The sequence below is a fragment of the Chryseobacterium sp. MHB01 genome (assembly GCF_034651565.1).
In the GTDB taxonomy this organism is placed as follows: Bacteria; Bacteroidota; Bacteroidia; order Flavobacteriales; family Weeksellaceae; genus Chryseobacterium; species Chryseobacterium nepalense.
The window spans coordinates 289,594-314,795 of record NZ_JAYEDA010000003.1 but is presented as its reverse complement, the minus strand read 5'-3'; the positions used below and the strand labels follow the sequence as shown (position 1 = coordinate 314,795).

Genomic DNA, 25,202 nt, shown 5'->3' with positions numbered 1-25,202 from the left:
AAAAATACAATTTTTATAGACGTCATCATATCTCTTAAGACATGATTTTTAGCGAAAAGAAATTATCTGTCGAGAATGAATTATTTCAGATGATTATTGATAAAATCAGCCAGCATTTTCGTATTGCCACCATAATGATGATCTCCGGGGATATGTTTCATCTGATAATTGTTCTTCAGGGTAATTTGTTGATAAGGAAAATGCGTGTATTCAAAATCGCTGAGGACAACCATTACCGGAATCTGCGTTATTTTATTAATTTCCGGGATAACGGGTAAACTTCCTTTAGGTTCCTGACTCAAATATTCTTCAAGATGAATTTTAAAATCATTACTTTTTGAAGGGCCAATAATAAATATTTTCTGAATTTTATTTTTTAAATTATTTGAAAATCTGTTATATACGAAAGGTGTGACATCTGCTCCAAATGAAAATCCTATGATGATCACATGCTGGTTTTTTCTTCCCTGCAGCTGTTCGTTAATATACTTTTCAATATCGGAGGAAGTCTGTTCCGGTGTTTTTTTATTCCAGAAATAAATTTGGGTATTCAAGGCAAAAATATCATATCCGAAATGATGCAGGTTTTCACCTAAACTTTTTGAAAAGGTATTAAAACCGGCATCTCCGCTGAGGTAAAAAATAATAGGTTTTTCAGAATGACTATTCCATTCGGTAATCCTGAAATCAGATTCAGATTTGCATCCTCCGATGGTCAGAACCAGTGATGCGCAGATTATTTTGAAGATTAATGTAATGAATTGCTTCATGGTTTCATTATTTTATTTAAAACGGCAGGCAGCTGCAAAAGATCGAAATCATTATCATATATTATATACTTGTTTTCCCACAGATCGGCATATTTTTCCTTAAAATTTCTCAGGGTTTGATAATGCTTAAAACTTCCGACTCTCTGATAGGCAAATTTCATTATTTCTTCTGCAGTATTACCGGGTTCTTTAATCCCGGCCATTGGGGTCATTCCCATATTAATGAATTTGAGGTTTTTGCTTTTAGCATATTCTATTAATTTCACAATCATGGCATCAGTAGAGCCATTGGGAGCATTTTCAGTTTTCCTGATCATATCATAACTACACTCATCCGGAGCGCAAAAAGGGATTATATTAAGAAAAGCAATACATTTTCCTTCCGGATCGGATATCGTTATAAGGTCCTGGTTTTTTACAACTTCACGTTCAAACATTCCTTCAGCAAAAACAATTTCTTTTTTGTCGAATTCTTTCAGCCATTCGTTCGAAACAGCCTCCACCTGATCTAAAGTTTTTCCATCGTGTGGGGCGTATTTTATTTCTGTTGAATATCCGGATTTCTGAAGAGCATTAATTCCGTTTCTTACTGACTTTCTTTCTTTACCTGTCAGATTGAAGTTTTCGGCATCCAGAATAGCATCCTGACCAATAAAAAGTTTCTGCTTTTGAAGCGGATTGAAATAAATCAGGCTGCTTTCCCCAACGCGGTAATAAGAAGTTTTTAGGCTGTGATTTCTGCAGTAATTTTCAAATTCCAGAATACTGTTTGTTTTATTACCTTCTGCGCATACGGGATCTTCAAGCACTACCGCAAAACCATTGGCGATCCGGTAAGATAAAAAAGCTTCCCTGTTTTCGGAAAAGAAAAACTGCTTATCCCGGGTCAGTTTAAAATAATCTAGAGAAGAGGCTCCGTATTCTTTTACCAGGCTTTCTGCATCTGCATGATTTTGTGAACTGTTCTGCTTCTTATAAGTATTGGTACGGTAAAATGAAAAGATAAAAACAAGCCATGAAATAACTCCCAGGATATAATTTAATTGCTGAAAATCTTTAGCAAATCCTGTTTTGGGCACCAATCCGGAATCTTTAAAAAGAAGAAAAGTATGCAAAGTATAATACAGGGCTTGCTCCTTTGTAAAATCTATTCCGAAATGAGACTTACTGATAAAATAAAATGCAAGATAATTAAATAGAAAGATTGCCGTGAAGATTCCTATAAACCACTCAAATCCGCGCTGAAGTGACATTCTGCTTGTTGTGAAAGTATATTCTTTACGGCTGTAAAATAATAAACCAAGTGTAAACAGTGCAAATAATGCCTCTTCGTAGTCGAGGGCTTTCGCAATATTGAAAATAACTGATGTGATGGCCAGCCCTACCGCAAAATACCACGCTCTTTTTGTTCCCTTAAAGAGATTGGCGGAAGTTACCAACAGCAGAACTCCCGCAATAAGGGTGAGCATTTTTGAAAGATGAATAAAATCTAATGATAAATAATTTTTTACAAGATTCAGCCTGTTGGCCAAGGCCGGGGTAATAACTGAAAGAATATTAATCACACCAAGTAAAAAAATCATCATAACAGGCAGAAGGCGCGCAAACAATTTCCGGCCACCCCACAGAAAAGCTAAAACTCCAAAAACAAGCGGCAGCCAAAATTCAAAAAAACGATAAAGAAGAGTGATTCCCAATCCTTCAGAATGCTGATAGCCAAAAACAGAAAGAATATAAGTAAGGGAAAATTCCACAGCACCCAAGCCTCTTAAAAAAGGAGATATGATCATCAGCAATACAGAAATTACATAGGAAATTGCTGCGGCGGAAAAAGAATCTTTAACGCCAAAAGCGTACATTGCAATCAACAAATGAAAAACACCGCAAAATTCTATAATTACCGAAATCGCAACGGTGTACCAGAAGTTTTTCTTGTTGACCTCGCTGCTGAAAATTTCTTCGGAGGAACTGATCAATTTTGGAAATCTTTGTCCGATAAGATGATAGAATCTGTTTTTTCTCTTAAAAGAAATAAAGATTGCATACAATAAGGAAAGTGATGCAATTAACACAAAAATTCCAATCCAGCTGTTACCAAAATTTTTATGAATTGATAAAGCATAAAAAAGTAGGGGAATTCCTACAATAACAACGGTAAGAAGACCTACAAAACCATAAATGGCACTGGCCTGATGCACTTTTGAAGATTTGTAGCCGAGAATTCTTATATTTCTTGGAAGATAAGCCAGAGAGCTCACTCCTCCGGCCGGCAGAAAAACACTTAAAAAATTACGCTTCAAAAAAAGCGAAATGGCATCAGGAATACTGATAGACAGGTCAACACTTTTAAAGCTGGTAACATACATTAAACCCTGGAGAAGAATATAGATAAGTGATAAAAAAATTCCGGCGACAATCCATGCAGGGTCTGATTCCTCGAGTTGAGGCCCGATAGAAGCAAGTTCATGCCTTTCACTTCTGAAGAAAACAAATGCCAAAAGTAAAATGACAATGGCAAGAATTTCTTTCCAGCGGATTAGTTTGAAGACTCCTGATATTTTGGAACTTTTCATATCAGTTAATTTTGGATTTAGCTTCTCAAAAATACTAAAATTCCGTGTTGAAACAGCTGTTAATAATCTGATATTTAAAAAATCTAATCCGACTTTTGTTAAAATTTATTAATTAATGAAAAGCTTTTAGAAGTGGTTTTTAGATATATAAAACGAATATTATTTAAATAATTTATATTGTTTTGAGGTATTAAGTGATTTTTTAATGATTTTAATGATTTTCATAATAAGCAGTTTTTTGAACTTTATTTTTTTCATCATAAGCATTTGTGTAATTTTATTCTCTGGAAACAGAATTTATATTAATATCAATACAATGAAAGGATATAATTATGGGATGGTTGGTCTCGGAGTGATGGGAAGAAATCTTCTCTACAACATTGCTGACAACGGATTCTCAGTAGCAGGTTTTGACCTCGATGAGGAGAAAGTAAAACAGCTGCACAGCGACGCAACTTCGGAAATGCAAATCAAAGGAACAGGCTCTCTGGAAGAATTTGTAGCTACATTGGAAACTCCAAGAAAAATCATTCTTATGGTTCCTGCAGGAAAACCGGTGGATGCCGTTCTGGACAATATTTCACCATTACTCAGCAAAGGTGATATTGTAATTGATGCCGGGAATTCTTATTTTAAAGATACCGACAGACGTATTTCCGGGATGTCTTCCAAAGGTCTCCATTTTATGGGAATCGGCGTTTCAGGTGGTGAAAAAGGGGCCAGAACGGGACCGAGTATTATGCCCGGCGGAGATGCTGAAGCATTCGCCCTTCTTCAGCCTATGCTTGAAGCTATTGCTGCCAAAGTTGACGGAGAAGCTTGTACGGCGTATATGGGAAAAGGTTCTGCCGGAAACTATGTGAAAATGGTGCATAACGGTATCGAATATGCCATTATGCAGCTCATCAGTGAAGCGTACGATCTTCTAAAAAGAGGAGCAAACCTTTCCAATAATGAATTGTATGAAGTATTCAGAGATTGGAATAATGGTGAAATGAATTCATTTCTCATCGAAATCACCAGAGATATTTTTAAACAGAAAGACGAATTTACCGATCATGATCTTCTTGATCAGATCCTGGATAAAGCCGGCGCAAAAGGAACGGGAAAATGGACCTCGGAACAGGCCATGGAAATAGGTGTTTCTATCCCGACTATTGATATTGCGGTAACATCGAGAATTTTATCCGCCTATAAAGATGAAAGAATTCAGGCTTCAGAGCTTTATGCCGAAAAAGAAATTAACACTCCTGAAGATAAAGAACTTTTCATCCGTGAAGTTGGAGAGGCACTTTACCTTTCCGCTCTTATCAGCTATGCGCAGGGATTAGCTTTACTCATCAAAGCCTCTGAAGAGTATGACTTCGGAATTCCTTTAAAAGATGTTGTGAAAATCTGGAGAGGCGGTTGCATCATCCGTTCGCTGCTTCTTGAAAAATTCTATTCCGCTTATACGGAAAATCCTCAATTAACGAATATTTTACTGGATAATGACATTTCAGAATTGGTGAAATCCAAAATAAAGTCCCTTCGAAAAACTGCTGCATTTGCGGTTTCAAACGGAATTTCAAGTCTTGGCATTCAGACAGCTCTGGGATATTTTGATGCGTATACCACAAAATCATTGCCGGTAAATCTTATCCAGGCACAAAGGGATTATTTCGGCGCTCACACTTACCAAAGAATTGACAGAGAAGGAATCTTTCACACAATCTGGAACAGTACAAATCAATAAAATTTCGGGAAAATGAATGAAAATAAAAGCCTGAGGCCAACTACTGTTATCATCTTTGGTGCTACAGGCGATCTTGCAAAAAGAAAATTATTTCCGGCATTTTATAATTTATATATTGACGGAAGAATGCCTAAAGGATTCAATATACTTGCTTTGGGCAGGGCAGAAAATACGGATGAAGATTTTAAAAATTATGTAAAAGAAAATCTTGAAAATTTCTCAAGAAAAAAACTGACTCAGGAAGACTGGGCAGGATTTCAGGCGCATATTACCTATTTCAGACATCAACTTGACCAGGAAGATTCTTATGCAGATTTACAAAAGAAGTTAATAAACTTCGACACGATCTACGGGACCAGGGCCAATCGGTTATTCTATTTGTCCATCGGACCAAATTTTATCTCCACCATTTCCAATCACATTAAAAAAAGTGAGCTTGCTTCCGATCCTAAAAAAGACAGGATTATTATCGAAAAACCTTTCGGACACGATAAACAATCGGCCATTGAGCTGAATAATCTTCTCTCCGAAGCTTTTGAAGAAGAGCAGATTTATAGAATTGATCATTATCTGGGTAAAGAAACCGTACAGAATATTCTGGCTTTCAGATTCGGAAATTCTATTTTTGAGCCTTTATGGGATCACAAACATATAGAATCGATACAGATTACCGTAGCAGAAGAAGTAGGCGTAGAGACAAGAGGAAGCTTCTACGAACAGACCGGGGCACTCCGTGATATGATCCAGAACCATTTGCTGCAGATTCTCTGCATGGTGGCCATGGAACCGCCTGCAACACTGGAATCCGGAGAAATAAGAGACCGTAAAGTTGACGTCCTGAAGTCAATCCGAAGAATTCCCGCCGATAAGGTGGATCATTACGCTGTGAGAGGTCAGTATGGAAGAAATAAAATCAATGGTTTTGAAGCCAAAGGCTACCGCCAGGAAAACGGAATTGCACCGGATTCCAACACAGAAACTTTTGCAGCGGTAAAATTCTATCTTGATAATGAACGTTGGCAGGGTGTTCCTTTTTATGTACGTACTGGTAAAAAAATGAAAGAGAAGCATTCTTATATTACCATTCAGTTTAAACCGCTCCCGAATTCCACTTTTTCAGATACGCAACATCATCTTGCGGCTAACAGGTTGGTTATCAATATTCAGCCGCTGATGGATATCAGGCTGCAGTTCATGGCCAAAAAGCCAGGACTTACCCTGTCGCTTGAGCCGGTAGAAATGATCTTCGATTATTTCGTGTGTCAGGAAGATACTCCGGAAGCATATGAAACATTACTGCTTGATGCATTGTTGGGAGACCTTACTTTATTCATGCGTTCCGATCAGGTGGAAGAAGCATGGGATGTTGTGAAAACAATTCAGGAAGCCTGGGAAAACAGTAAAGACGCTTCTTTTCCGAATTATAAAGCCGGAAGCTGGGGTCCTGATGAAAGCTTCACGCTGGTGGAAAGACAGGGAGACAAGTGGTGGTAACTTTAAATAAAGAAAAAATGAATATCAGAATATTTGATGATTTAGATACATTGTATACGGAAGCAGCCGATATTTTTAAGGATCTTTCCGAAAAATCAATACACGAAAAAGGACGTTTTACCGTTGCTTTAAGCGGTGGCTCTTCACCAAAAGCCATATTCAAATTGCTCGCAACACAGCAATATGCAGAAAAGATTGACTGGAGTAAAATCTATTTTTTCTGGGTTGATGAAAGATGGGTTCCTTTACATGATGATAAAAGTAATGCAAGAATGACCTTTGAAACGCTGCTGGATAAGGTTCCGGTTCCTGATGATCATATTTTTCCGATGTATAAAGATCACACCCTTCCTGAAGAATATGCTCAGGAATATGAATCCTACATCCGAAATGTACTCGGAAATGAGGGCGTTTTCGATTTTATCCTTCTTGGAATGGGGGATGATGGTCACACCGCGTCGCTGTTTCCGGGAGAAGAAATTCTTAATGAAAAAGAAAAATGGGTTTCTGCATATTATTTAAAACCACAGGAAATGTATAGAATTACCCTGACTGCACCTATTATCAACAAGGCGGAAAATATACTGGCCGTTGCATTCGGTGAATCTAAAAAACATGCATTGAACGAAATCCTGAACGGAGAATATAACCCGGAATTATATCCTATGCAGCTTATTGAAAAAAAGGAAAATTTTATGTTCTTTACAGATCATAAAGCAATGGGAAAATAAAAATCGTAAAATATATCATTTGGTCCTGCAGAACAATCTGCAGGATTTTTTTATTATAAGTATATTATAAATTGATTAATTATTAAGATAATACAGATTTCATATTGTCTGATTTAAAAAAATGCATAGTTTTGTATGAAAACTAGAAAATAACCTTTATGAAACACTCAATTTCGATGCATATTCGTGCAGCAATTCATTAAAGCTTTAATTAACCGGCAATTCTATCATGTCCTTATTTTGATGTGATAAAAGTTCTGTTATACGCTTACAATTAAGAAATAATCTTTTAAAATATTCAAATAATTAATAACTAAAAAAAACGAAACATGGCAGACGAATCAAAAAGTATATTCATAGCACATGCTAACATCACTTTATGGGGTGGTACGCTGGAAGGAATCATTGACAATTCACAAAAGTTTTACAGCCTGAAAACCTTGAAACCAATAGAATTGAGCAAAGTACAGATCGGAGAAACAAAGATCGGAGACGAAGTTGCAAAAGCGCAACTGGGGCTGGAAGATTTAACAGTTGATTTCATGGTAGAATACCAGGGGGATTCTGCAGCACAAGGAAGTCCGAAAAAAAATGACAATTATACAAAAATGGTTTTTGCAGTTACATCAAAGGAAAAAACTGAGCAAGCATTAAAAAAAGGAGGTCTTTTAGGAAATGACTTTACAATCAATTCGGTTAAAGTAGGATACCTGAGCTATGGTTCGGAACAAGAAAAACAAAAGGAAGAATTTGTCACCTGGATGAACGACAATGTAAAAAAGCTGGAAAAATAATATTCTAATTTACAAAATCGAACTTTTATAATATTGGGAAGCCATTGATGCATTTGCAGAATGGCTTTTTATTCTTACCGTTACACTATGCATTTTCAACTGCCTGTAAAAATACAAGCTTTACTTCTTGAGGCTCCGGAACAAATGATCGGTCAGGATATTGTTTTTGAAAATATACCCTGGTTCAATCAGCAGGAAGAAACATTCATCAATTCGCTTACGCCGTTTGTTTCGCAATCGGTGATTCCACGGCCGTTCTCCAATGATAATCTTATTACTTTGGGAAAAGGGATGCACCTTCACTGGTCGCTGCCGTCTCTGCTGAAAACATTCGATGAATACGGAACTCTTCCCGAAGTGCCCAACCGGTGGCTGGTTATAAAACACGATCAAAACGGTAAAAAAGAAGAGTGGATTGTAGAAAGCGATTATATCTGGGATATCAATACAGATGGATTTTCCAGCGCTGAACTTTGCTCTTATCCGATCATAAAAAAAGGACAAAATTCCGGGATAAAAGAAGGTTTTGAATTTCGGTATGTAGGAAGGAAATATCTTAAAGACGGATATAAAGAAAGTCAAAAATCAGATTATCTTGAAGGGCTCACCGCCCTGGGTTGGGGAAGTCTTTCATTTGACAGCCATTACGCAAATTGCAGAAGTATTTTCGGTTTTTATGATGATGATTTTAATGGTGAAATTGATTCAACATATACCATCATAGGCTATTACAGCGAAAATAAAAAAGAACAGGATTATTTTAAAAAACTGCTTGAGGTAAACAGGATTAAGCTCAAAAAAAGAATAGAGTCTCTTGATCTCCGGAAGATGGCGGATGATGAGCTTTTCAGAATGGGAATTCAGGCTGAAAGGTCAGAAGGCAATTTTTCTGCAGAACAGCTGGAGGTCATGAGAAATTTACATATTGATTATCTATCCGAAGAAATCAATAAAGCTGTGATATTTGATCCGGATCATGCATTCCGGTATTTCGTCAACAGAAACTCTTTCAAAGCAGATGATTACGCACTCCATCTTTCGGAATCTTCCGTGAATATTAACGAATGGAAGATCAATTCTTTTAATATAAGTGACATTTCAGGAGATATAAAAACAATTTGTTTTGGGGTTTTTGAATATAAAAAATCGGCCGTTAAAGAATACGAAGACCGTTCGGAAAGTCTTAATATTTCCATTGCAAATACATTACCGGAAGCGCTTACAGCCATCCTTTTGAAAGATCATGATGAAGTGGAAAAACTGGTGAAGGAAGAGCAGCTGGAAGCCATCCTTAACTGGGGTGAACTGAATGATAAAAATCTCGACTGGGTAAGCAGGCTGCGTCACAAAAGACATGAAAATCAGTTTAAAACAAACGGAAATATAAGAAAATGGGAAATTGTTCCCTCCCGAAAACCGGATGAAAACGAAGAATCTGCAGTTCCTGAAATTCCGGTACGTATTGAAGAAAGGCTGGACAGTCTAAATGCAAAACAGGCTCAGCTTGATTCTGAAAAATATAGGTTATATCGCGACCTGGAAAATCTTTATATGGACTGGCATACTTATCTGATGAGTCTTTTCGTGTATAAGAATGAAGATATTTCCAACAGCAATATCCGCGTGATCATGGAGAAAAAACTGCTGCCGGTTATTCTCAATACGGAACGTAAAATAAAAATGCTTCGTGCTAAAATTTATAATCAGAAAAAATACATTTCAGATCTGCTGGGTGATCAGTTTATATTGGAACGTAAAGATGATTTTTATTTTCATGAGCCTATTCCGCCTACAGTTATTGTTTACGATAAAAAGAGTTCCGTACAGGAAAAAAAGAACATTGATTTTCTGAGAAATTCTTATGAAGAACCGGTTAAAGAAATTTTGATTTCTGATATCATTTTTGATGAAGCGGCATGCCGGTTTTCAGGCAGGAAGATCATCAACTTTTTAAAAAGTATACCCTTGTAAACTCATGGAATACCTATAAAATTGATTGGGAAGCTTTTTTTATGGCTCACAAAACCCCAAAACCAGAAACAGGATTCAGCCAGGATTTTTTAACGGCAGGCTATATTTTGGATGATCAGAATGCCGATCTTATTAAGAAATATGATCTTCAGAATCTTATTTACTCTCAAAATCCGGATTTATATTATGGATCTTCATTTGTAAATGATTCGGTAAAAGGATTTGTTGAAAGCAAACTCAATGCTTTTCTAAACAGCCAGGACGTTGAAAATGTCCAGATTACGGAAGGGAGTCCGGATAAAGTAAAATCCGGTAACAGGCAATATATCCGGAATATAAAAGAAAGCCTTAATTCTATTGATTTACTGGAAATAAGCCTTAGCGATTTTAATACTATTTTTACCCAGCGGACAAGTGCATTAAGTATGATGCCACTCATTCCCAATGGTTTCAGAGATCATCGCGAATTAGCAGGAACCATCACAGGACTGATTAAAAAATATGAGTCGAGGCTTAATCTTCTGACTCCAAATTCCAATGCTGCTTTCAATCCATTCAGAAATGGAGCATTTAAAGTCAACAGAATACGGTTGGTAGATACTTTTGGCAGAAGTAAAATGATGACCGTAAATGAGGTTACAACAGGATACCATCAACAGATTCCAGCCAAAAAAAACTGGATTTCCTTACCTCCGAGGTTGGCGCAGCCTGTATCGGTTTCCGGAAAATGGAAAAAACTTCAGGATACCAATTCTCCGGTACTCGGCTGGTTTGTTCTCAATACAATCAACACCAGACTTGAAATATTCAACGAAAAAGGTGATCACCTGGGTACTTTTACGGATAAAGGAAAATGGGAGTTTTCTCCTTTTGATCATGCTTTTGGTGAAGGATTTTCGGAAGAGGATCAGAATAACGATCTGAATCTGGTTTTAAGCTGGCTTAATGTACAAAGCAAAAAAGAGAATTTTATTGAAAATTTTATTGAAGAAACCATATTTGCGTTAAAAAGCGTTCAGCCGGAATCTGCTTATGATCCTTCGTTATTAGAAAGTATATCAACAACACCTATTGCTATTACCCGTTTAGATGTCGGATTACATCTGAAAGGCGGACTTTATTATGATTTAAGTACGGAGAGCCAGAAGATATTTTCCGAAAAAGGAGGCGAACGTAACGATCTGGAATATTCCAGGGTTAAAATTCCTGTAAGTATCGGCGATCCGAATCAATACAATGATGGGTGTGTTGCCTATTGGCACTGCAACAATGACAACGATGGAGAAACACGCAGTATTTCTGAAGAAATTTATTTTAACAGTTCTCAGAAAGCGGTTTTTAATCCGGATAAATCAATCGATGAATCTGTAGTTAATCTGGATGATCAGTTCAGGGCATCAAATCAGCAGAATAACGGTACAAAATCATTTATCGAAAAACGTGAAAGCCTGATCCGTTTTCTCAATGATCTGATGGAAAACGAGGATACAGGCTATATCAACCAGAGAGATTTTCTGAAAAATTACATCATTGAAGGAAACAATATCTGGTTTAAATTAATGGAAAAAGGAATTCTTATTCCTTATCCGGAATCTTCGCAAAATACGGCTGTCAGACTGAAAAAAAGCGATACGGAAAGCTGGCTGGCTGCAGCAACGGATTTACGTACCAGATCCTATATACTTCTTATGCATCCTAAGGGAGAAGTTTTTATAAAGTCTGGTATTCTGCCTGTTACAAAACTGCAGATGCCTTACAAAAAAATTAAAAGTGCACTCAGGAAAATTGCTTTAACGATATACACCGGACCAGTTCTTACGCCTAAGGATCGCTTTGAAATGACACTGCTAAAAGATCACCGCTATCAGTGGAGCTGGATAGAACTGAAAAAAGAAAAGAGCAACCTATCTGCGGGAAGTGGAAATAGCGTTAAAAAAATCCGGCTGACACAAATAAAATCGTTGGATCTTAAAAAATGCAATATTGAAGGGGAGTTCAGAACGGTAAGTGAACTTAGGGAGTATCTTTTCATGCAAAAAATTATCACAAAGATAAAGCCCTCTGTTAAAGGTCATCCGGATGCGTATATTGTTACGGATCAGAGGAAAAGAAGAACTTCTTTTGTTCAGGCTGTTTACGAATATGCTGAACAGAAGTTTTTTGATAAAAGATGGAGACTTTTTGATCCGAACTTCGGACAGGATTATATTTTGGCAGAAATAATCAATTATACTTCAGGTTTAAAAAAAACACTCCTGGACAATGAGATAATTTATGATGCTCCTTTTTTTCATGATGAAAAATATATTGTGGTTACAGAAAAGTATTTTCAGATGTTCAGCAGACAGGATTCTGAAAATGAAAAGGTATTAAAAAGAATTCGTGTTCTTGCTTCAGAAGAGACGAAAGACATTCAGATTCAGGCGAGTAAGCTTGTCGATGTCGATGATGAGCTTTTGATTCACATCAACCTGAATCTACGGTCAGAGCAATATCTTCAATCTGTATTTTTGAATCCCGATGATTTTTTTCCGGATGAGCATATTTATTTCATCAATGAGAAACCATATGCTGAATTTGAGAGCATTTACAATGACTGGCATTATGTGTATGATACTTTTTCAGAACAAAATCTTATAAAAATGGAAAAAGATAACCTGTCCGTTAAAAGCAGGCTGATCGGTGTATTATCTTTTTCAGAAGCTTTGGGTGCAGAAAATATCCCGGAACTAAAGGTAATCGATATTTTGAATGCACGGAGACAAATACTTATTGATGACAGGGAACAATACGAAATACTGTTGGATTTTTTTGAAAGAATTGAGCTGATGGTTTTTAACGGCAATGAAGATGTACGTTCTAAATACTCATTAAGAAACAGGTTTTTCCGCATCATGGCTGCTAAAGAGAAAAATTTTACGGAAAAGCTTAAGAATCATTATAAAACATTTGAATTCATTCTTGCAAACAGTCAGGCAATATCCTCGATTAATGATTTTAATACCAACAACCCAACTGTTCCAGAACTCATGATGAAAGAAGGCTGGCTATCCATAAAACCTACTAATAACTAATTATGAATAAAGAAATTTTTTATTGTTCGCTTGATCAGTTTGACAGTTTCAATACTGTGATCAATCCCTGGGCAGATTCCCGGAAAGAGGGTACGATAAAGCTTGAAATAAAAAATCCGGAACTGCCGTTAATGAGTTTTGACAGGTTTAAAGGTTCTTTTATGAGAATCCGGAACAAAACAATACTTCAGATAATTCCGGGAAACAATGATCTGCTGTTCGGGAATAATTCTCTTAGTGTTAATATATTCTTGAATATCAGTTTGATAGCTGAATCAGGTAAAAATAATTTTATTCTTTTTGATATAAAACTCGATGAGTTTTTAATAACTTTTTATCTGATTAAAAATTCAGAGAAAAGCAATACGGCAGAAATTTACATAGACTGCAGAATGACGGGAGATAATGAAGAAATATTTGATGTGATCAATCAAAAAACCGGTATTGAAATAAACCTGGATTATTGGTATAATGTCAACCTGAATATTAATAAAAAAGGAGTCTTGGAAATCAGTGTATTATATATAAATTCGGTATTACATTCAGGAAATATTTCGGAGCGCCTTGCAGGTAGTTATCAGCTTGATCTCAAAGAACTTATCGATAACGACAATATTAATTTCCGGAAAATTCATGCTCTCAATTTCGGGTCGGAGAACAATAAAGGAGAATTCAATCTTTCAGATCTGTATTTATTCAAAGGATTAAATGAAGAAGAATTGTGGGCGTATATTGAAAAAGGGGTAAATGTCTCATCCAAATATACTTACAGATCCAGAATCAATTTTGAAATATTTACGGATTATCAGGGCGAAGAATATAAAGGCATTCAGGTTTTTGATCGCAGAAACGAAAAATATATTCTGAAACTTTTACCGGACCGCTATTCTTTTGCTTCAAGAGCAGGAAATTCAAGCATCATCATAAAACTGAAGAAAGGATTTTTTACAGTAAGTGATAAGGAAAACCTATTTAAAATTAAAGAAGAAAAAGATGAATTGCAGATTTCAATGGATTTTAATGACAACCTGTTGGAGTATGAATTGTCGCATGTAAAGGCTGTTAGCATTGCCAATACGGAAAACCTTTTTGTCCAGTGCGAAATTACGGACATTACGGTGTTTGAGAATAATAATCCTGTTGAAGTCTGCGAAAGCCTTTCGATGGATAAACTGATTTTCATTAAAGATCTGTCAAAGAAAACAACGGTTCCTTTAGATGCTATGATGTTGGGAGAGCCATCTTTTGAAATTAAGCCCGATACGGAGATTCTTGTACAGCTTAACCTGATCAACAAATCCGGGAATGATCTGAAATTTATCCATCAGGAATCCCGTGGAATAAAAGGAAGGCTCAAAATTCATTCAATTTTCTGGAAGCAGTTGATTCCAAAAGATGCGGTTTCTCTCATAAAAATAGAGGCCAGACGTATTTCAGGAAATGCGTTAACAGAAATCAAAGAATTGGTTTTTAAATGCAGTCAGAATGAAGTATTTCTGGAAACCAATCAGGATTTTATACTTAAAAAAGATGAGATTATAAGATTTAAAATCAGTGGTTTAAAGATAAATGGCTTATCAGAGCTTACTCCTCCAGGTGCTTATCCTTTTCAGATTCAGTTTGAAAATATCGAAGATTATAATGACGGCAGTATTCCCTTCACAATCGGTCTTATAGCTGAAAAGGAACTTTCCTGTCCTGTTGGAAGCATTGTTGCCTTCTACACCAGAGATATACCTGAAAACTGGCTGTTGTGTGACGGACAGCGTGTTGATGCAAAACTTTATCCGGAATTGTATAACTTATTGCAGCACCGAAACGTACCGGATTTAAGAAACCGTTTTTTAGTAGGTGCGGGTGACAATTATCCATTGGGTAGTACAGGAGGCCAGGAATCTGTTACCCTGCAGACAAGCCAGATTCCTGCTCATACGCATCATATTAAGGGAATACAGAGTAACTATGAACCTTTCAAGGAAATTGACCTTGGATGGACACAGAGAGAAGAAATGCACGGCGTTTACGGAACAGATCGTACGGTATATTATTATGGAAAGGATTCGGCACGTTCCACAACCTTTTTCAACACCAAAACATCTACTCCGATCCAGAGTACAGGTGACGGACTTTCCCACGAGAACAGACCTCCTTATCATGCAGTGTACTACATCATAAAAGCAAAATGAGATGAATGCGAAAATGATCGTCCTTTCAGCTGATGTTCAGATTTTTAATAAAAATTTCATCCTTACAGGTTCTGTACAGGAAAAAGAAACGATACTGCAGGTGAAAACCAATGATATTGCTTTCATTGTGAAGGATTTGGTGGGCGATGCATCATTTTTTTCGATGATAGAGGGAATCTTGCCTGAAGAGGTTGAGCTGTCATTAATAATACCAAAAGGAAAAGAAAATATCCTTTCTATATCCGTAGATTTTGCGGAGAAAAAGGTCAGTATTCAGATTGTTAAAACCGGAAAATATACGTTATTCAGCTGCTGGATCAACAATTCAATCGGATTTTCCAATCTTCCGCTGGTGGGAGAATATATCCCGGCAGAACATGCTATTTCCGGGATCGGTTTTATATATCTGAAGAAGCAGGACAAAAATAGTACGATTTATCCTGAAGATTTTTCATTATTGCTATTTCCGCAACTGGAAAAAATGTATTCTGATGATGGTAAAGCCATGATGCTGAATGAAGGTGAAAATATATTCATACATTACAATGCAGGAAAAGGAGAAACTTTCTTAACCTATCCTGAAGATCTGCAGGATATCAGTTCTGATGCGGATAATAATATTTCGTTGCCGCAGAAGAATAATCCGGAAAGCAAGGAGTCTGTATTCAAAATTACTGAAGTAGGAGCTGATACCGATTTTCAGAACGGCAATAAATCGGTACTCCTGAAATTATCGGCCAGACTTTCCATATCAAGATTTTCCTTTGAAGTGATCGGGTTAAATGTCGGCCTGAATATCAATCATTATTTAGAAACTATAAAAGAATATTCCAGGAAAAAAGAAAGTGATCCGCTTAAATTAATTGCCGGATTTTTTAAAGGAACATCTTTTGGAATCCAGGGATTGGCACTTCAGTATAAATCGCCTGCTTTTTCTATTTATGGAGGCTTTTATCGTGAAAAATCTGCTAAAAACGAAGAATACAACGGCTTATTGACCATTAAGCTACAGAAAATTGAAATCATAGCCTTAGGCTCTTACGTAAAACAAAGTACATATTCTTCATTGTTTGCATTCGGATATCTAGGTGTAACGATTCCTCTGCATCCCGCATTTGAAATTAAAGGCTTCGCGATTGGTTTAGGTCTGAACCGGGAGTTTAAATTGCCGGCAATCAGTGAAATTGAAAATTTCCCGTTAATTCAGATTGTCAAAAACAATGGGCCGCGTCCCGGAGAAGGCATTAAAGAAATCTTTTCAAAACTAAACCATTATATTCCACCTAAAGAAGGGGCTTATGTAATCATGATCGGCTTACGTTTTCAGTCTTTTAAAATAATTGATACCATCGCACTTATTGCGCTCAATATTGAAAACGGACTGGTATTTAACATGCTTGGGCTGAGTGTGATGGAAGTTCCGGAAGTCTACAGGATCAAATTTGCATTTTCATTACAGGCAGATTTTAATTCGGGTTTTGTGATCGCGCGGGGGGAAATTACCGACGGAAGTTACCTGATTTTTAAAGAAGTTAAACTGCAGGGAAGCTTTGTTTTTGCAATGTGGTTTTCGGAAAGTCTGAAAGGTGATTTTTTATTTACCATCGGTGGATATCATCCCAATTTTAATGTACCGAAACATTATCCGTCTTCCGGAGAATTGTATCGGTTAGGATTTTCGTTACGACGCGGAAATCTTTCGGCTGCGCTCCAGATGTATTTTGCTTTGACGCCACAGGCAATTATGTTCGGGTTAATTGGTAGATTAAATTACACATTAGATCTGTCAAAAAGCATTACTATTGATTATTGGATCGGATCCAAAACTTTTACTTTTACCATTGGTGTTGAAGTTGAAATAAAACTTGAAGCTCATTTTGTAATGTTTTGGAAGCCTTTTAGTTATAAGGCTGATTTAGAGTTGCTGTTTAATGTAAGACTCTATGCGGATTTCTGGTTTTTTGCCATCAATATTAATGTAAGTCTCAATGCAAGATTAAGCATTTGGGGGCCGGATCTGGAAGGAGTGGCATATCTTAGTGTTGCAGGATATAGTTTTACGGTGAAGTTCGGGGATTCGGTTTCCAGAAATTCGCAGTTGAGTATGTATGAATTTAAAAAAGAATTTATTCCTGACGATCATCTTAAGCTGAATATTTCCAATGGTAAGATTGGCAAAGAAACGGATAAAGATGATCATACGGAAGCTACTGTTGTGAATCCCAAAGAGTTTATGATGGAGTTCACCAGCCAGATTCCAATTACTTCATTAACACTAAAAGATACAAAAGTAATATCCGGTAATTCTGCATTTGGAGTTACGTATCAAAGAGATAATTCAAAAGCATTTATACACGAAGTTAATATCGAAGTGCTGTATATGGAAGGCCGCGTGCCTCAAATACAGAAAGGCTGGATGATGGAACCGCTCCTTCAGAATATGCCTAAAGCTTTATGGAGCAGGGTACCGTTAACCCAGAATTCTGTACTTTCAGGGGATGGACTGATAAAAAACTTAACTACCGGAGCGGTAATTAAATTCCCGGAAGCAAAGGCCGGACAAACCATTTCCGGAGAAAAAATACAGAGTTATGACGAAAACCTTTACCGCTATACCCAAAAAAGTACCACAAAAGTTCAGGATTTTAAAAAAGAAAAAATAAAAGAAAAAGGTGAAGCCGCCTCAGTGTTCGAAAATTTTGGCTCTGATAAAAAAGTTTTCGCTGCCATCCTCGATGAAAACGACTGGGATTTTACCGACGTACTGTCTGGTAAAGAAATATACTCATACCAGTCAGATAATGAAATTATTAGCTATTCAATCAATGCATAATTATGGCTGAAAATACTATAAATGTTATAACATCCCATATTCCTCAGGTCGCTGCAGGAAAATACCGTATCAATGTGAAATCTGAAAATGAGATTCTTACAGCTTCATCGTCTGTAGATTTTATTGTTTCAGGATTTGTCAGTCAGATTCCGCAGACGGAAATATTATCGGTTTATCCGCCTAAAGAAGGACATGGCAATTACGCAGGCACTTTTCCTATGGTTCAGTTCAGCAGAAGCTCTCTTCCGTGGGATTTTGAATTCACTGCAGAAGGGCAGAGAATACCATATCTTTTTCTGGCACTTTTTGAAGAAGATGAGTTTGATCAGGAGTCCGGAAGTATAGATTCAACGAAAATAAAAATAAGAAACGGAAATACTTCCGATCTGGAGCCGGGCAATGAGAAGGATAAAGAATTTGCCTATCTCACTGTTCCTAAGGGAAGTATGCATCTTTTACCGGATGCTGATGAAATGAGACATCTTGCGCATGTAAGAATTCAGGAAGATCAGAATACGGAAATGAATTCTCCGTCACAGACTTCCATTGTGCTTTCGAAAAGGATGGCTTTCCCGGAAAAAAAATACAGGGCAGTTGTCTGTTCTTATCTTATGCGTTCGGGAAATACGTTCCGGCTTTCAGGAGAAAAAACAGAGGTGCTGATTGTTCTTTATCAATGGAATTTTGAAGTGCTTGCAAATAATGCTTATCAGTTTAATGATTTGAAATTCAGGGGTTTTTATGATGAAAATACAAGTGAGAGAAGAAACTACGAAAATCCCGTGCTTTATGGAGAGGACAAATTGTTTGCATTTTTAGAAAAGAATAAATCCCGTTTTGGGAGTATGCTTAAGGGTATTAATTCGGATGATAAAAAAAGATCGGAAATCTTGTCTCTTTTAAAATATGAAGGCAAAACATTAAAGGGACTTCTTCATGAACTCAAGTTTTCAGAGATTGGTTATCACAAAACGTTGATGGGCAACCAATGGACCGCGGAATTAATAGACGTTGGCAAAGTACCGTTGCTTCATCACCTGAAATCAGGAGGAAAAATTGTTTCGTGGTATCATGGTCCATTCGTGAGAAGCGGGTATAATGTTGTTTTTAAAGAGTTTAGCATTAATCCGGAACAAGGAATTGATTTGTGTGAAAATATTCCGGATCATTCGGAAAAATTGATTTTTTACAGCAAAGACACAAATATGCTTGATCTTGGCTATGCGGCAGCGTGGCAGTTGGGCAGACTGCTGGTTATGAATAATGTTAAAGTTGTTCAGGAGATCAAAAAGTGGAAACATCAGCTGAAAATAAATGAACTGATTCTTTCGCAAAATCAGGAATATAGTCCTGTTAATTTATCTGTCGATAATAGTGTAAGACAACTTCCTGATCTTATAAGGAATTTTATCATAAACATTTTGAAGTTTGTTGATTTTCCATATGACTACCTTTTTCCGGACGAAACGATGCTACCTGAAGGTTCATTAAGTTATTTTAAATTAGATAATACCTGGATTCTATCATTACTTTTCGGGATATTTAGTATAGGTAATGATTTTAAAATCAGAGATTTTAAAAGATATGTGCTTCACAATTCTTCATTGAGGGAGGTGTTCGATTATAAAAAAGACTATACCGGTTTTGTAATGCATTCGGAAATTATTTCCAATTGGCCGCAGCTTCAGATTGAAACCGATAATATTTCAGGTTTTCAATATGTTACGGATGTTGCCTCTACGGTAAGAATATTCCTGGTAAATGGAACTTTCAAAACAATATCCTTATATATGAAAAATGAAAACGCACATTTTGCCCTGGATTTTCCCAATCAATATGCGGTGAACAAAAATACGGATGGACTGTTAACTTTCTCAAACAAGAATGGAGACACAGAATATTCCGTATCTGGATTTGAAAAGAATATTTATAAAAACAGAATGCCTTTCGATCTTTTATTCAGACAGCCAAAAGTGGTTTTTACCATCAGTTAAATATTGCTTTTAGTTTATATAAATGATTTATGGCGTTATGGTTATCGTTAAAATTAATAACTAATTGTCTGCTTTGGTGTTCATTGCATTATTTTAACGTGTTAATGTCTTCCTAATGTGGTACTTTTTCATTAAATTTGTTAGTGGCCCTGAACATAGTAAACACCATTCACAAATGTTATGAGCATAAAGAAAACTTCCGTGTCGCTTTTTTTAATGCTTTCGGCAAAAATTTTCTGTCAGCAGTTTTCTTTAAAATATTGCATGGAGAAAGCGCAGCAAAATAATACCGCAGTAAAGCTTGCCGAACAGTCGCTTGAAACCCGGCAGAAGCTTCTCGAATCCAGTAAAAATAACGGACTCCCGAAGCTTGACCTTCTTGCGGGGTATAATTATATCGGTGAACCTCTAAGAGTCAATCTGCAACAGGTAAAAGACGGTATCGTTGAAGGCTCTGCCAATCAGGCGGTATATTCAGCAAATACTGCTTACCAGCAGATTACAGGCAATCCGCTTTCACAGCAGGTACAGAATGTGATTTATCAGACCTCAAAAGATATCATCAGTGCTGTTTATCCTGATTATAATCCTGAAATCACGAAGCAAAGTTATTTCCTTGCCGGCCTCGTTGTACGGCAACCCATTTATCTTGGTGGGAAACTGAAATCTTCCCGAAAACTTTCCGAAGAACAGGTAAAAAGCAGCGAAGCAAACCTTCAGTCTTCAAAAGATCTTACGGCTTACAATATTACCCTGCAATATCTACAGGTGATGTATCTGAACTCAATGATTGATAAGCAAAAAAGCAGTCTGGAATCTTTACAGAAAAATGAAATGTATGCCGGAAACCTGCTTAAAGCAGAAATTATTCCACCTTATCAGAAGAACTGGGCAGATATTGCCAGAATGCAGGGCGAAACCAACCTGAAAAATTTAACGACTGAAAAAGAAAATGCTCTTTTCATTTTAAAAGATATGATGGGAATTCCTCTCGACGAACCGGTAGAAATTACCGAAATGTTGAAAGAATCTGCAGAATTTCCGGTTTTTTCATCACAATCGGTAAATGCCGATGTAAAGTTTCTTCAAAGTAAGAAAGCAGAAGCGGAAACCGGACTGGATATCACAAAATCATTGTCAAGACCCAATATATTTGCCATAGGAAATGTTCAGTTCTTCAGAAAAGACCTTCCTGTAATTACTCCTCCATGGCTTGTAGGTATAGAGCTGCAGTGGACACTTTTTGACCCGGAAAGACGTTCCAGGAATCTGGCCTCACAATCTCTGGTGAAAGAAGCTGATCTTCTTATAGAGCAAAAGCAGAAATCGGTAAACCTGGCTGCGAAAATAGCGGAAAATAAAATGATGAGTCTTAAACAACAAAGTGAAACCCTGGATGCATCACGCAAACAGGCGTATCAGACAACGGATATGGTGAGAAAGAGAATGGAAAACAGCCTTTCTTCCGTAAAAGATGTTAATGATGTATTACAGCTGCAGTATGAAACCGAAAAGCTTTATTTTACCTCACTGGTAGCTTATCAGACCGCTCTGGCAACTTATTTTTATATCATCGGAAAACCGGAGAATATTACCAGTTATATTCCCTGATAGTAAAACGTGGACTGAGTATATTTCTTGCATAAATTAATAACCGGATAGTATCCGAAGCATAATCAACCAACAGATGAAAAATTTTATAAAAAACTACTGGGCTGTTTTTATTCCGGTTGCTGTACTCGCAGCAGCGCTTATTTACCTCCTGAAAGAAAAATCTGCTGATACGCCTAAAGATGCTGTGATCGGTATGGTGGATGCTGAGTTTATTGATGTTTCAGCTTCTCTTCCGGGGCGTGTTCTGGATATTCCGGTAAAGGAGGGGGAAGACGTGAAAGAAGGACAGACCGTGGCCCAAATGAAAACTTCCGAAATAGAAACCATTCAGTCTCAGGTGGCAGATGCGGTTGAGATTGCACGCAGTCAAATGGATAAAATAGATCGTGGAGTAGAGCCGGAAGTGCTGGCTTCTGCAAAAAATCTTCAGCAGATTGCCCAGCAGCAGATGGATCTGATGTCTAAAACCTACAGCAGGTTTCAGAATCTGTATTCCGAAGGAGTAGTTTCCGGTCAGGAAAAGGACGTCATTTATTTTAAATATAAAGCCGCTCAAAAAGAACTGGAAACCGCAAAGCTTAATGTACAGCTTCTGGAAAGAGGAAGTAACAAAGAAATGAAAAACTCTGCACAGGCTATTCTCAATCAGGCCCAGAAAGCGGAAAAACTTACACAGAAAATTAAAGATAATGCTTCTATCAAAGCGCCTGTATCCGGCAGAATATCGACCATAGTTTCTAATAAAGGCGAAATGGTAAATGCAGGATATCCCATGATGACCATTCAAAAAGACGATTCATTTTTTGTGAAATTTAATCTCCGCCAGAATCAGATGGCAAAAATTGATAAAGGGAGTATGGTAACGATGAAAATTCCCGGCTGTATTCCGGAAACCGTGAAAGGTAAAGTTTCTGAACTGGCTCCGGCATTAGGGTATGCAGATTGGGTCCCTGAAAAACAGAACGGAGAATTTGAGCTGAGAACTTTCCAGATCAAAGTAAAGCCCGAAAATCCGAAAGCCATAAAAGGACTTCGCTCGGGAATGACAGCACAGCTTATCTTACCTTAATTTAAACTTTTTAAGCTTGAAAAAAATCAGCATCATCATGGTACGCGAATGGAAACGGATTTTTTCGATTCCTAATTTCTACGTGGTATTGCTGATTATTCCACCCATTATTTTCCTGTTTTACGGTTTTATTTATCAGAAACAATTTGCCAGGGAACTTCCGATGGCGGTTTGGGACGAAGACAGGTCCTCTGTTTCCAGAACGCTCACGGATATGATGGAGCAGAATGAAAACATCCATTTTACTCATGTTGTTTTCAGCAATGCGGAAATTGAACAACTGATGAAAGAAGGGAAAATTTTCGGAGCCGTTCATTTTCCGAAAAATATGGAAGCGGATGCCAAGAAAAATCATCAGTCGAATATCACATTGTATACCAATGGCGCTTACCTTGTTCCTGCAAAAATGATTTATAAAGGTGCTGCCGAAATCATCATTAAAGGAGGCCTTGCGGTGGTGCTTCAAAAAGCGGAAAAGCAGGGAATGGCAGCTGATAAAGCCAATGCTCTTGTACAGCCTGTTAAACTCAACACAACGGTTCTGTATAATCCGGAATTCAATTATCAGATGTATCTTACCCCGGGGCTGATTACCGTAGGCTTGCAGATGGCGTTAATTGTCGCTTCCGTTCTTATTCTTAATCTCGAATTTAAAAAAGAAACAATAGACAGTCTGCTGAAAATTTCTGCTTCATCTTCACAGATCATTACCGGAAAGTTACTGGCTCATCTTTGTATAGCCTGGTTATTATTTATCCTCATCAGTTTTGTGGTGTTTCCTGTTTTTGATCTAGGGAAACCGGAGACGGATTTCAGCTTTTTCATATTATACACATTACTGGCTCTTTCATGCATTGGGATCGGAATGATGCTTTCCGCGATTTCAGACAACCTGCTTTTTGTGGTGGATGTAGCACTTTTTTTTACTTCACCGGCATTTGTGTTCAGTGGTTTTACGTTTCCAAGATGGGCAATGCCGTGGTACGATCAGCTGTACGCAGACATCATGCCTTATACACATTTTCTGGATGGTTTCATCAAACTTTATTTTATGGAACTTCCCATTGGATATGCCATTCCGGAGATGGTAAGGCTTCTGGTTTTTACAGGAATTACTTTTCCGGTGGCCATCATATTTTTTCAGAGAAAAATTAACCGGTATCTAAAAAATCATCGGGCATGAAAGATATTTTTAACATAATGAAAAGAGAAGTAAGGAATATTTCAGGAGATTCCAGCCTTTTTCTTATTCTGTTGATTGCTCCGGTTTTATATGCTTTTATGTACGGCAGTATTTACCTGAATAAAGGTGAAGAAAAAGTAAAGCTGGCTCTTATTGATGATGACGGATCTGCGGTTTCAAGATTACTTACCGATCAGCTTAATGTTACGCCTATGATTGAAATTGTTCCGGCTTCCAATATCTCGGAAGCCCAGGAGAAAATGTGCCACGGCGAAGTAGAAGGGTATTTTTATATTCAGAAAGATCTTGAAAAATATATTCTTTCCCAAAAACAGGGCAATGTAAATTTAGTCTTAAATGCGTCCCGTTTTCTGCCTTCCAGCGATTTGCTGAGTACCGTAACAAAAGTCTGTCTTACGGTGGGAGCCGGTGTAAGAAAGACCTATTTTAATAAGCAGGGAATGGGTGAAGACGAATCCATGAAAATGACCAATCCCATCAATATGGATTACAGACCTTTATACAATTCGGGGATGACATACGGCTCTTTTCTTTTGCCGGGGTTGCTCGCCATTATTCTTCAGCAGACGTTACTGATTGGTGTTGCTGCAGGTTTTACATCCGAAAGGGAAGAAAAGAAATTGCCGGAGCTTTATAAGATTTCAGGATTCAGCATTTCAAAATTAATCTTCGGGAAAGGAATTCTTTATCTGTGTATTTTTATGATCTTCGGAACTTTTTTTACCATCGTTAATTTTTCAGTGTTTGGCGTTTCGGTAAGGGGAAGCTTTATGGATCTTGCTCTTATTGCGGTTCTATTTATTTCTTCCATAATCATTTTGGGAATGCTGATCGGAAGTTTTTTCAGAAGTAAACTTTTTGCTTTTCAGGTATTGGTATTTTCGTCTTACCCTATATTTTTGATTACGGGATATTCCATGCCTTATCAATCATTGCCGTCTGCCATTCAGGTAATGTCTGACCTGATTCCCACTTCGCCATTTCTGAAAATATATGTATCAATGGTTCAGGCGGGCGGATCACTCATGGATAATATTGATTCGGTAATACATCTTGTGATTTTGCTTCTCGTCCTTCTTATTCTTTTAATTTTAAGGTTGAAATATCTTATAAAGTCCGATAAAAAATAACAGTATTTATTAAATTTAAAAATATATTTA

15 protein-coding genes are annotated in these 25,202 nt (G+C 37.1%); 13 read left to right on the top strand and 2 right to left on the bottom strand.

Annotated features, from left to right (window positions below; all coding sequences use genetic code 11):
- Positions 1-80: 80 nt before the first annotated feature.
- Entirely contained in the window at positions 81-770 is a 690-nt protein-coding gene (locus U9K52_RS07490) for an AcvB/VirJ family lysyl-phosphatidylglycerol hydrolase (RefSeq protein WP_312175054.1), read from the bottom strand.
- Positions 767-3,343 (bottom strand): phosphatidylglycerol lysyltransferase domain-containing protein, encoded by a 2,577-nt coding sequence (locus tag U9K52_RS07485; RefSeq protein ID WP_322925822.1) that lies wholly within the window; start codon positions 3,341-3,343, stop codon positions 767-769. The genes U9K52_RS07490 and U9K52_RS07485 overlap by 4 nt, the downstream gene beginning before the upstream one ends.
- Before the next feature lie 316 nt (positions 3,344-3,659).
- Between U9K52_RS07485 and gndA the strand changes: the two genes are divergently transcribed.
- From gndA to U9K52_RS07420, 13 genes are all read left to right on the top strand, one after another.
- Positions 3,660-5,078 carry an NADP-dependent phosphogluconate dehydrogenase gene (gene gndA, locus U9K52_RS07480; RefSeq protein ID WP_322925821.1) on the top strand — a complete coding sequence of 473 codons (1,419 nt, stop codon included), beginning with the start codon at positions 3,660-3,662 and terminating at the stop codon, positions 5,076-5,078.
- Positions 5,079-5,090: 12 nt separating this feature from the next.
- Complete coding sequence (gene zwf / locus U9K52_RS07475) at positions 5,091-6,572, top strand: glucose-6-phosphate dehydrogenase (RefSeq protein WP_248392877.1); 1,482 nt, start codon at positions 5,091-5,093, stop codon at positions 6,570-6,572.
- Positions 6,573-6,589: 17 nt separating this feature from the next.
- A complete protein-coding gene (pgl, locus tag U9K52_RS07470; RefSeq protein WP_322925820.1) occupies positions 6,590-7,303 on the top strand; it encodes a 6-phosphogluconolactonase in 714 nt (237 codons plus the stop codon).
- Between the two features lie 329 nt (positions 7,304-7,632).
- On the top strand, positions 7,633-8,097 hold the full coding sequence (locus U9K52_RS07465; protein WP_322925819.1) for a hypothetical protein: 465 nt from the start codon (positions 7,633-7,635) through the stop codon (positions 8,095-8,097).
- A gap of 87 nt (positions 8,098-8,184) precedes the next feature.
- Positions 8,185-10,068 carry a hypothetical protein gene (locus tag U9K52_RS07460; RefSeq protein WP_322925818.1) on the top strand — a complete coding sequence of 628 codons (1,884 nt, stop codon included), beginning with the start codon at positions 8,185-8,187 and terminating at the stop codon, positions 10,066-10,068.
- Entirely contained in the window at positions 10,014-13,142 is a 3,129-nt protein-coding gene (locus tag U9K52_RS07455; RefSeq protein WP_322925817.1) for a hypothetical protein, read from the top strand. The genes U9K52_RS07460 and U9K52_RS07455 overlap by 55 nt, the downstream gene beginning before the upstream one ends.
- Positions 13,143-13,144: 2 nt before the next feature.
- Positions 13,145-15,328, top strand: a complete 2,184-nt coding sequence (locus U9K52_RS07450) for a phage tail protein (protein WP_322925816.1) — start codon at positions 13,145-13,147, stop codon at positions 15,326-15,328.
- Position 15,329: 1 nt separating this feature from the next.
- Positions 15,330-18,161 carry a DUF6603 domain-containing protein gene (locus U9K52_RS07445; protein ID WP_322925815.1) on the top strand — a complete coding sequence of 944 codons (2,832 nt, stop codon included), beginning with the start codon at positions 15,330-15,332 and terminating at the stop codon, positions 18,159-18,161.
- A gap of 2 nt (positions 18,162-18,163) precedes the next feature.
- On the top strand, positions 18,164-20,155 hold the full coding sequence (locus U9K52_RS07440) for a hypothetical protein (RefSeq protein WP_322925814.1): 1,992 nt from the start codon (positions 18,164-18,166) through the stop codon (positions 20,153-20,155).
- 180 nt (positions 20,156-20,335) lie between these two features.
- Entirely contained in the window at positions 20,336-21,766 is a 1,431-nt protein-coding gene (locus tag U9K52_RS07435) for a TolC family protein (RefSeq protein WP_322925813.1), read from the top strand.
- Between the two features lie 76 nt (positions 21,767-21,842).
- Positions 21,843-22,838, top strand: a complete 996-nt coding sequence (locus tag U9K52_RS07430) for an HlyD family secretion protein (RefSeq protein WP_322925812.1) — start codon at positions 21,843-21,845, stop codon at positions 22,836-22,838.
- A 16-nt stretch (positions 22,839-22,854) separates the two neighbouring features.
- Complete coding sequence (locus U9K52_RS07425) at positions 22,855-24,021, top strand: ABC transporter permease (RefSeq protein ID WP_322925811.1); 1,167 nt, start codon at positions 22,855-22,857, stop codon at positions 24,019-24,021.
- A complete protein-coding gene (locus U9K52_RS07420) occupies positions 24,018-25,172 on the top strand; it encodes an ABC transporter permease (protein WP_322925810.1) in 1,155 nt (384 codons plus the stop codon). The genes U9K52_RS07425 and U9K52_RS07420 overlap by 4 nt, the downstream gene beginning before the upstream one ends.
- Positions 25,173-25,202: the final 30 nt, after the last annotated feature.

What these genes read in the sequence shown, in the direction of transcription:
- U9K52_RS07485 (WP_322925822.1), bottom strand. Translation starts at nt 3,343, where the DNA reads ATGAAAAGTTCCAAAATATCAGGAGTCTTCAAACTAATCCGCTGGAAA.
- U9K52_RS07460 (WP_322925818.1), top strand. Translation starts at nt 8,185, where the DNA reads ATGCATTTTCAACTGCCTGTAAAAATACAAGCTTTACTTCTTGAGGCT.
- U9K52_RS07435 (WP_322925813.1), top strand. Translation starts at nt 20,336, where the DNA reads ATGAGCATAAAGAAAACTTCCGTGTCGCTTTTTTTAATGCTTTCGGCA.
- U9K52_RS07490 (WP_312175054.1), bottom strand. Translation starts at nt 770, where the DNA reads ATGAAGCAATTCATTACATTAATCTTCAAAATAATCTGCGCATCACTG.
- gndA (WP_322925821.1), top strand. Translation starts at nt 3,660, where the DNA reads ATGAAAGGATATAATTATGGGATGGTTGGTCTCGGAGTGATGGGAAGA.
- U9K52_RS07430 (WP_322925812.1), top strand. Translation starts at nt 21,843, where the DNA reads ATGAAAAATTTTATAAAAAACTACTGGGCTGTTTTTATTCCGGTTGCT.
- pgl (WP_322925820.1), top strand. Translation starts at nt 6,590, where the DNA reads ATGAATATCAGAATATTTGATGATTTAGATACATTGTATACGGAAGCA.
- zwf (WP_248392877.1), top strand. Translation starts at nt 5,091, where the DNA reads ATGAATGAAAATAAAAGCCTGAGGCCAACTACTGTTATCATCTTTGGT.
- U9K52_RS07440 (WP_322925814.1), top strand. Translation starts at nt 18,164, where the DNA reads ATGGCTGAAAATACTATAAATGTTATAACATCCCATATTCCTCAGGTC.
- U9K52_RS07455 (WP_322925817.1), top strand. Translation starts at nt 10,014, where the DNA reads ATGCCGGTTTTCAGGCAGGAAGATCATCAACTTTTTAAAAAGTATACC.
- U9K52_RS07445 (WP_322925815.1), top strand. Translation starts at nt 15,330, where the DNA reads ATGAATGCGAAAATGATCGTCCTTTCAGCTGATGTTCAGATTTTTAAT.
- U9K52_RS07420 (WP_322925810.1), top strand. Translation starts at nt 24,018, where the DNA reads ATGAAAGATATTTTTAACATAATGAAAAGAGAAGTAAGGAATATTTCA.
- U9K52_RS07450 (WP_322925816.1), top strand. Translation starts at nt 13,145, where the DNA reads ATGAATAAAGAAATTTTTTATTGTTCGCTTGATCAGTTTGACAGTTTC.
- U9K52_RS07465 (WP_322925819.1), top strand. Translation starts at nt 7,633, where the DNA reads ATGGCAGACGAATCAAAAAGTATATTCATAGCACATGCTAACATCACT.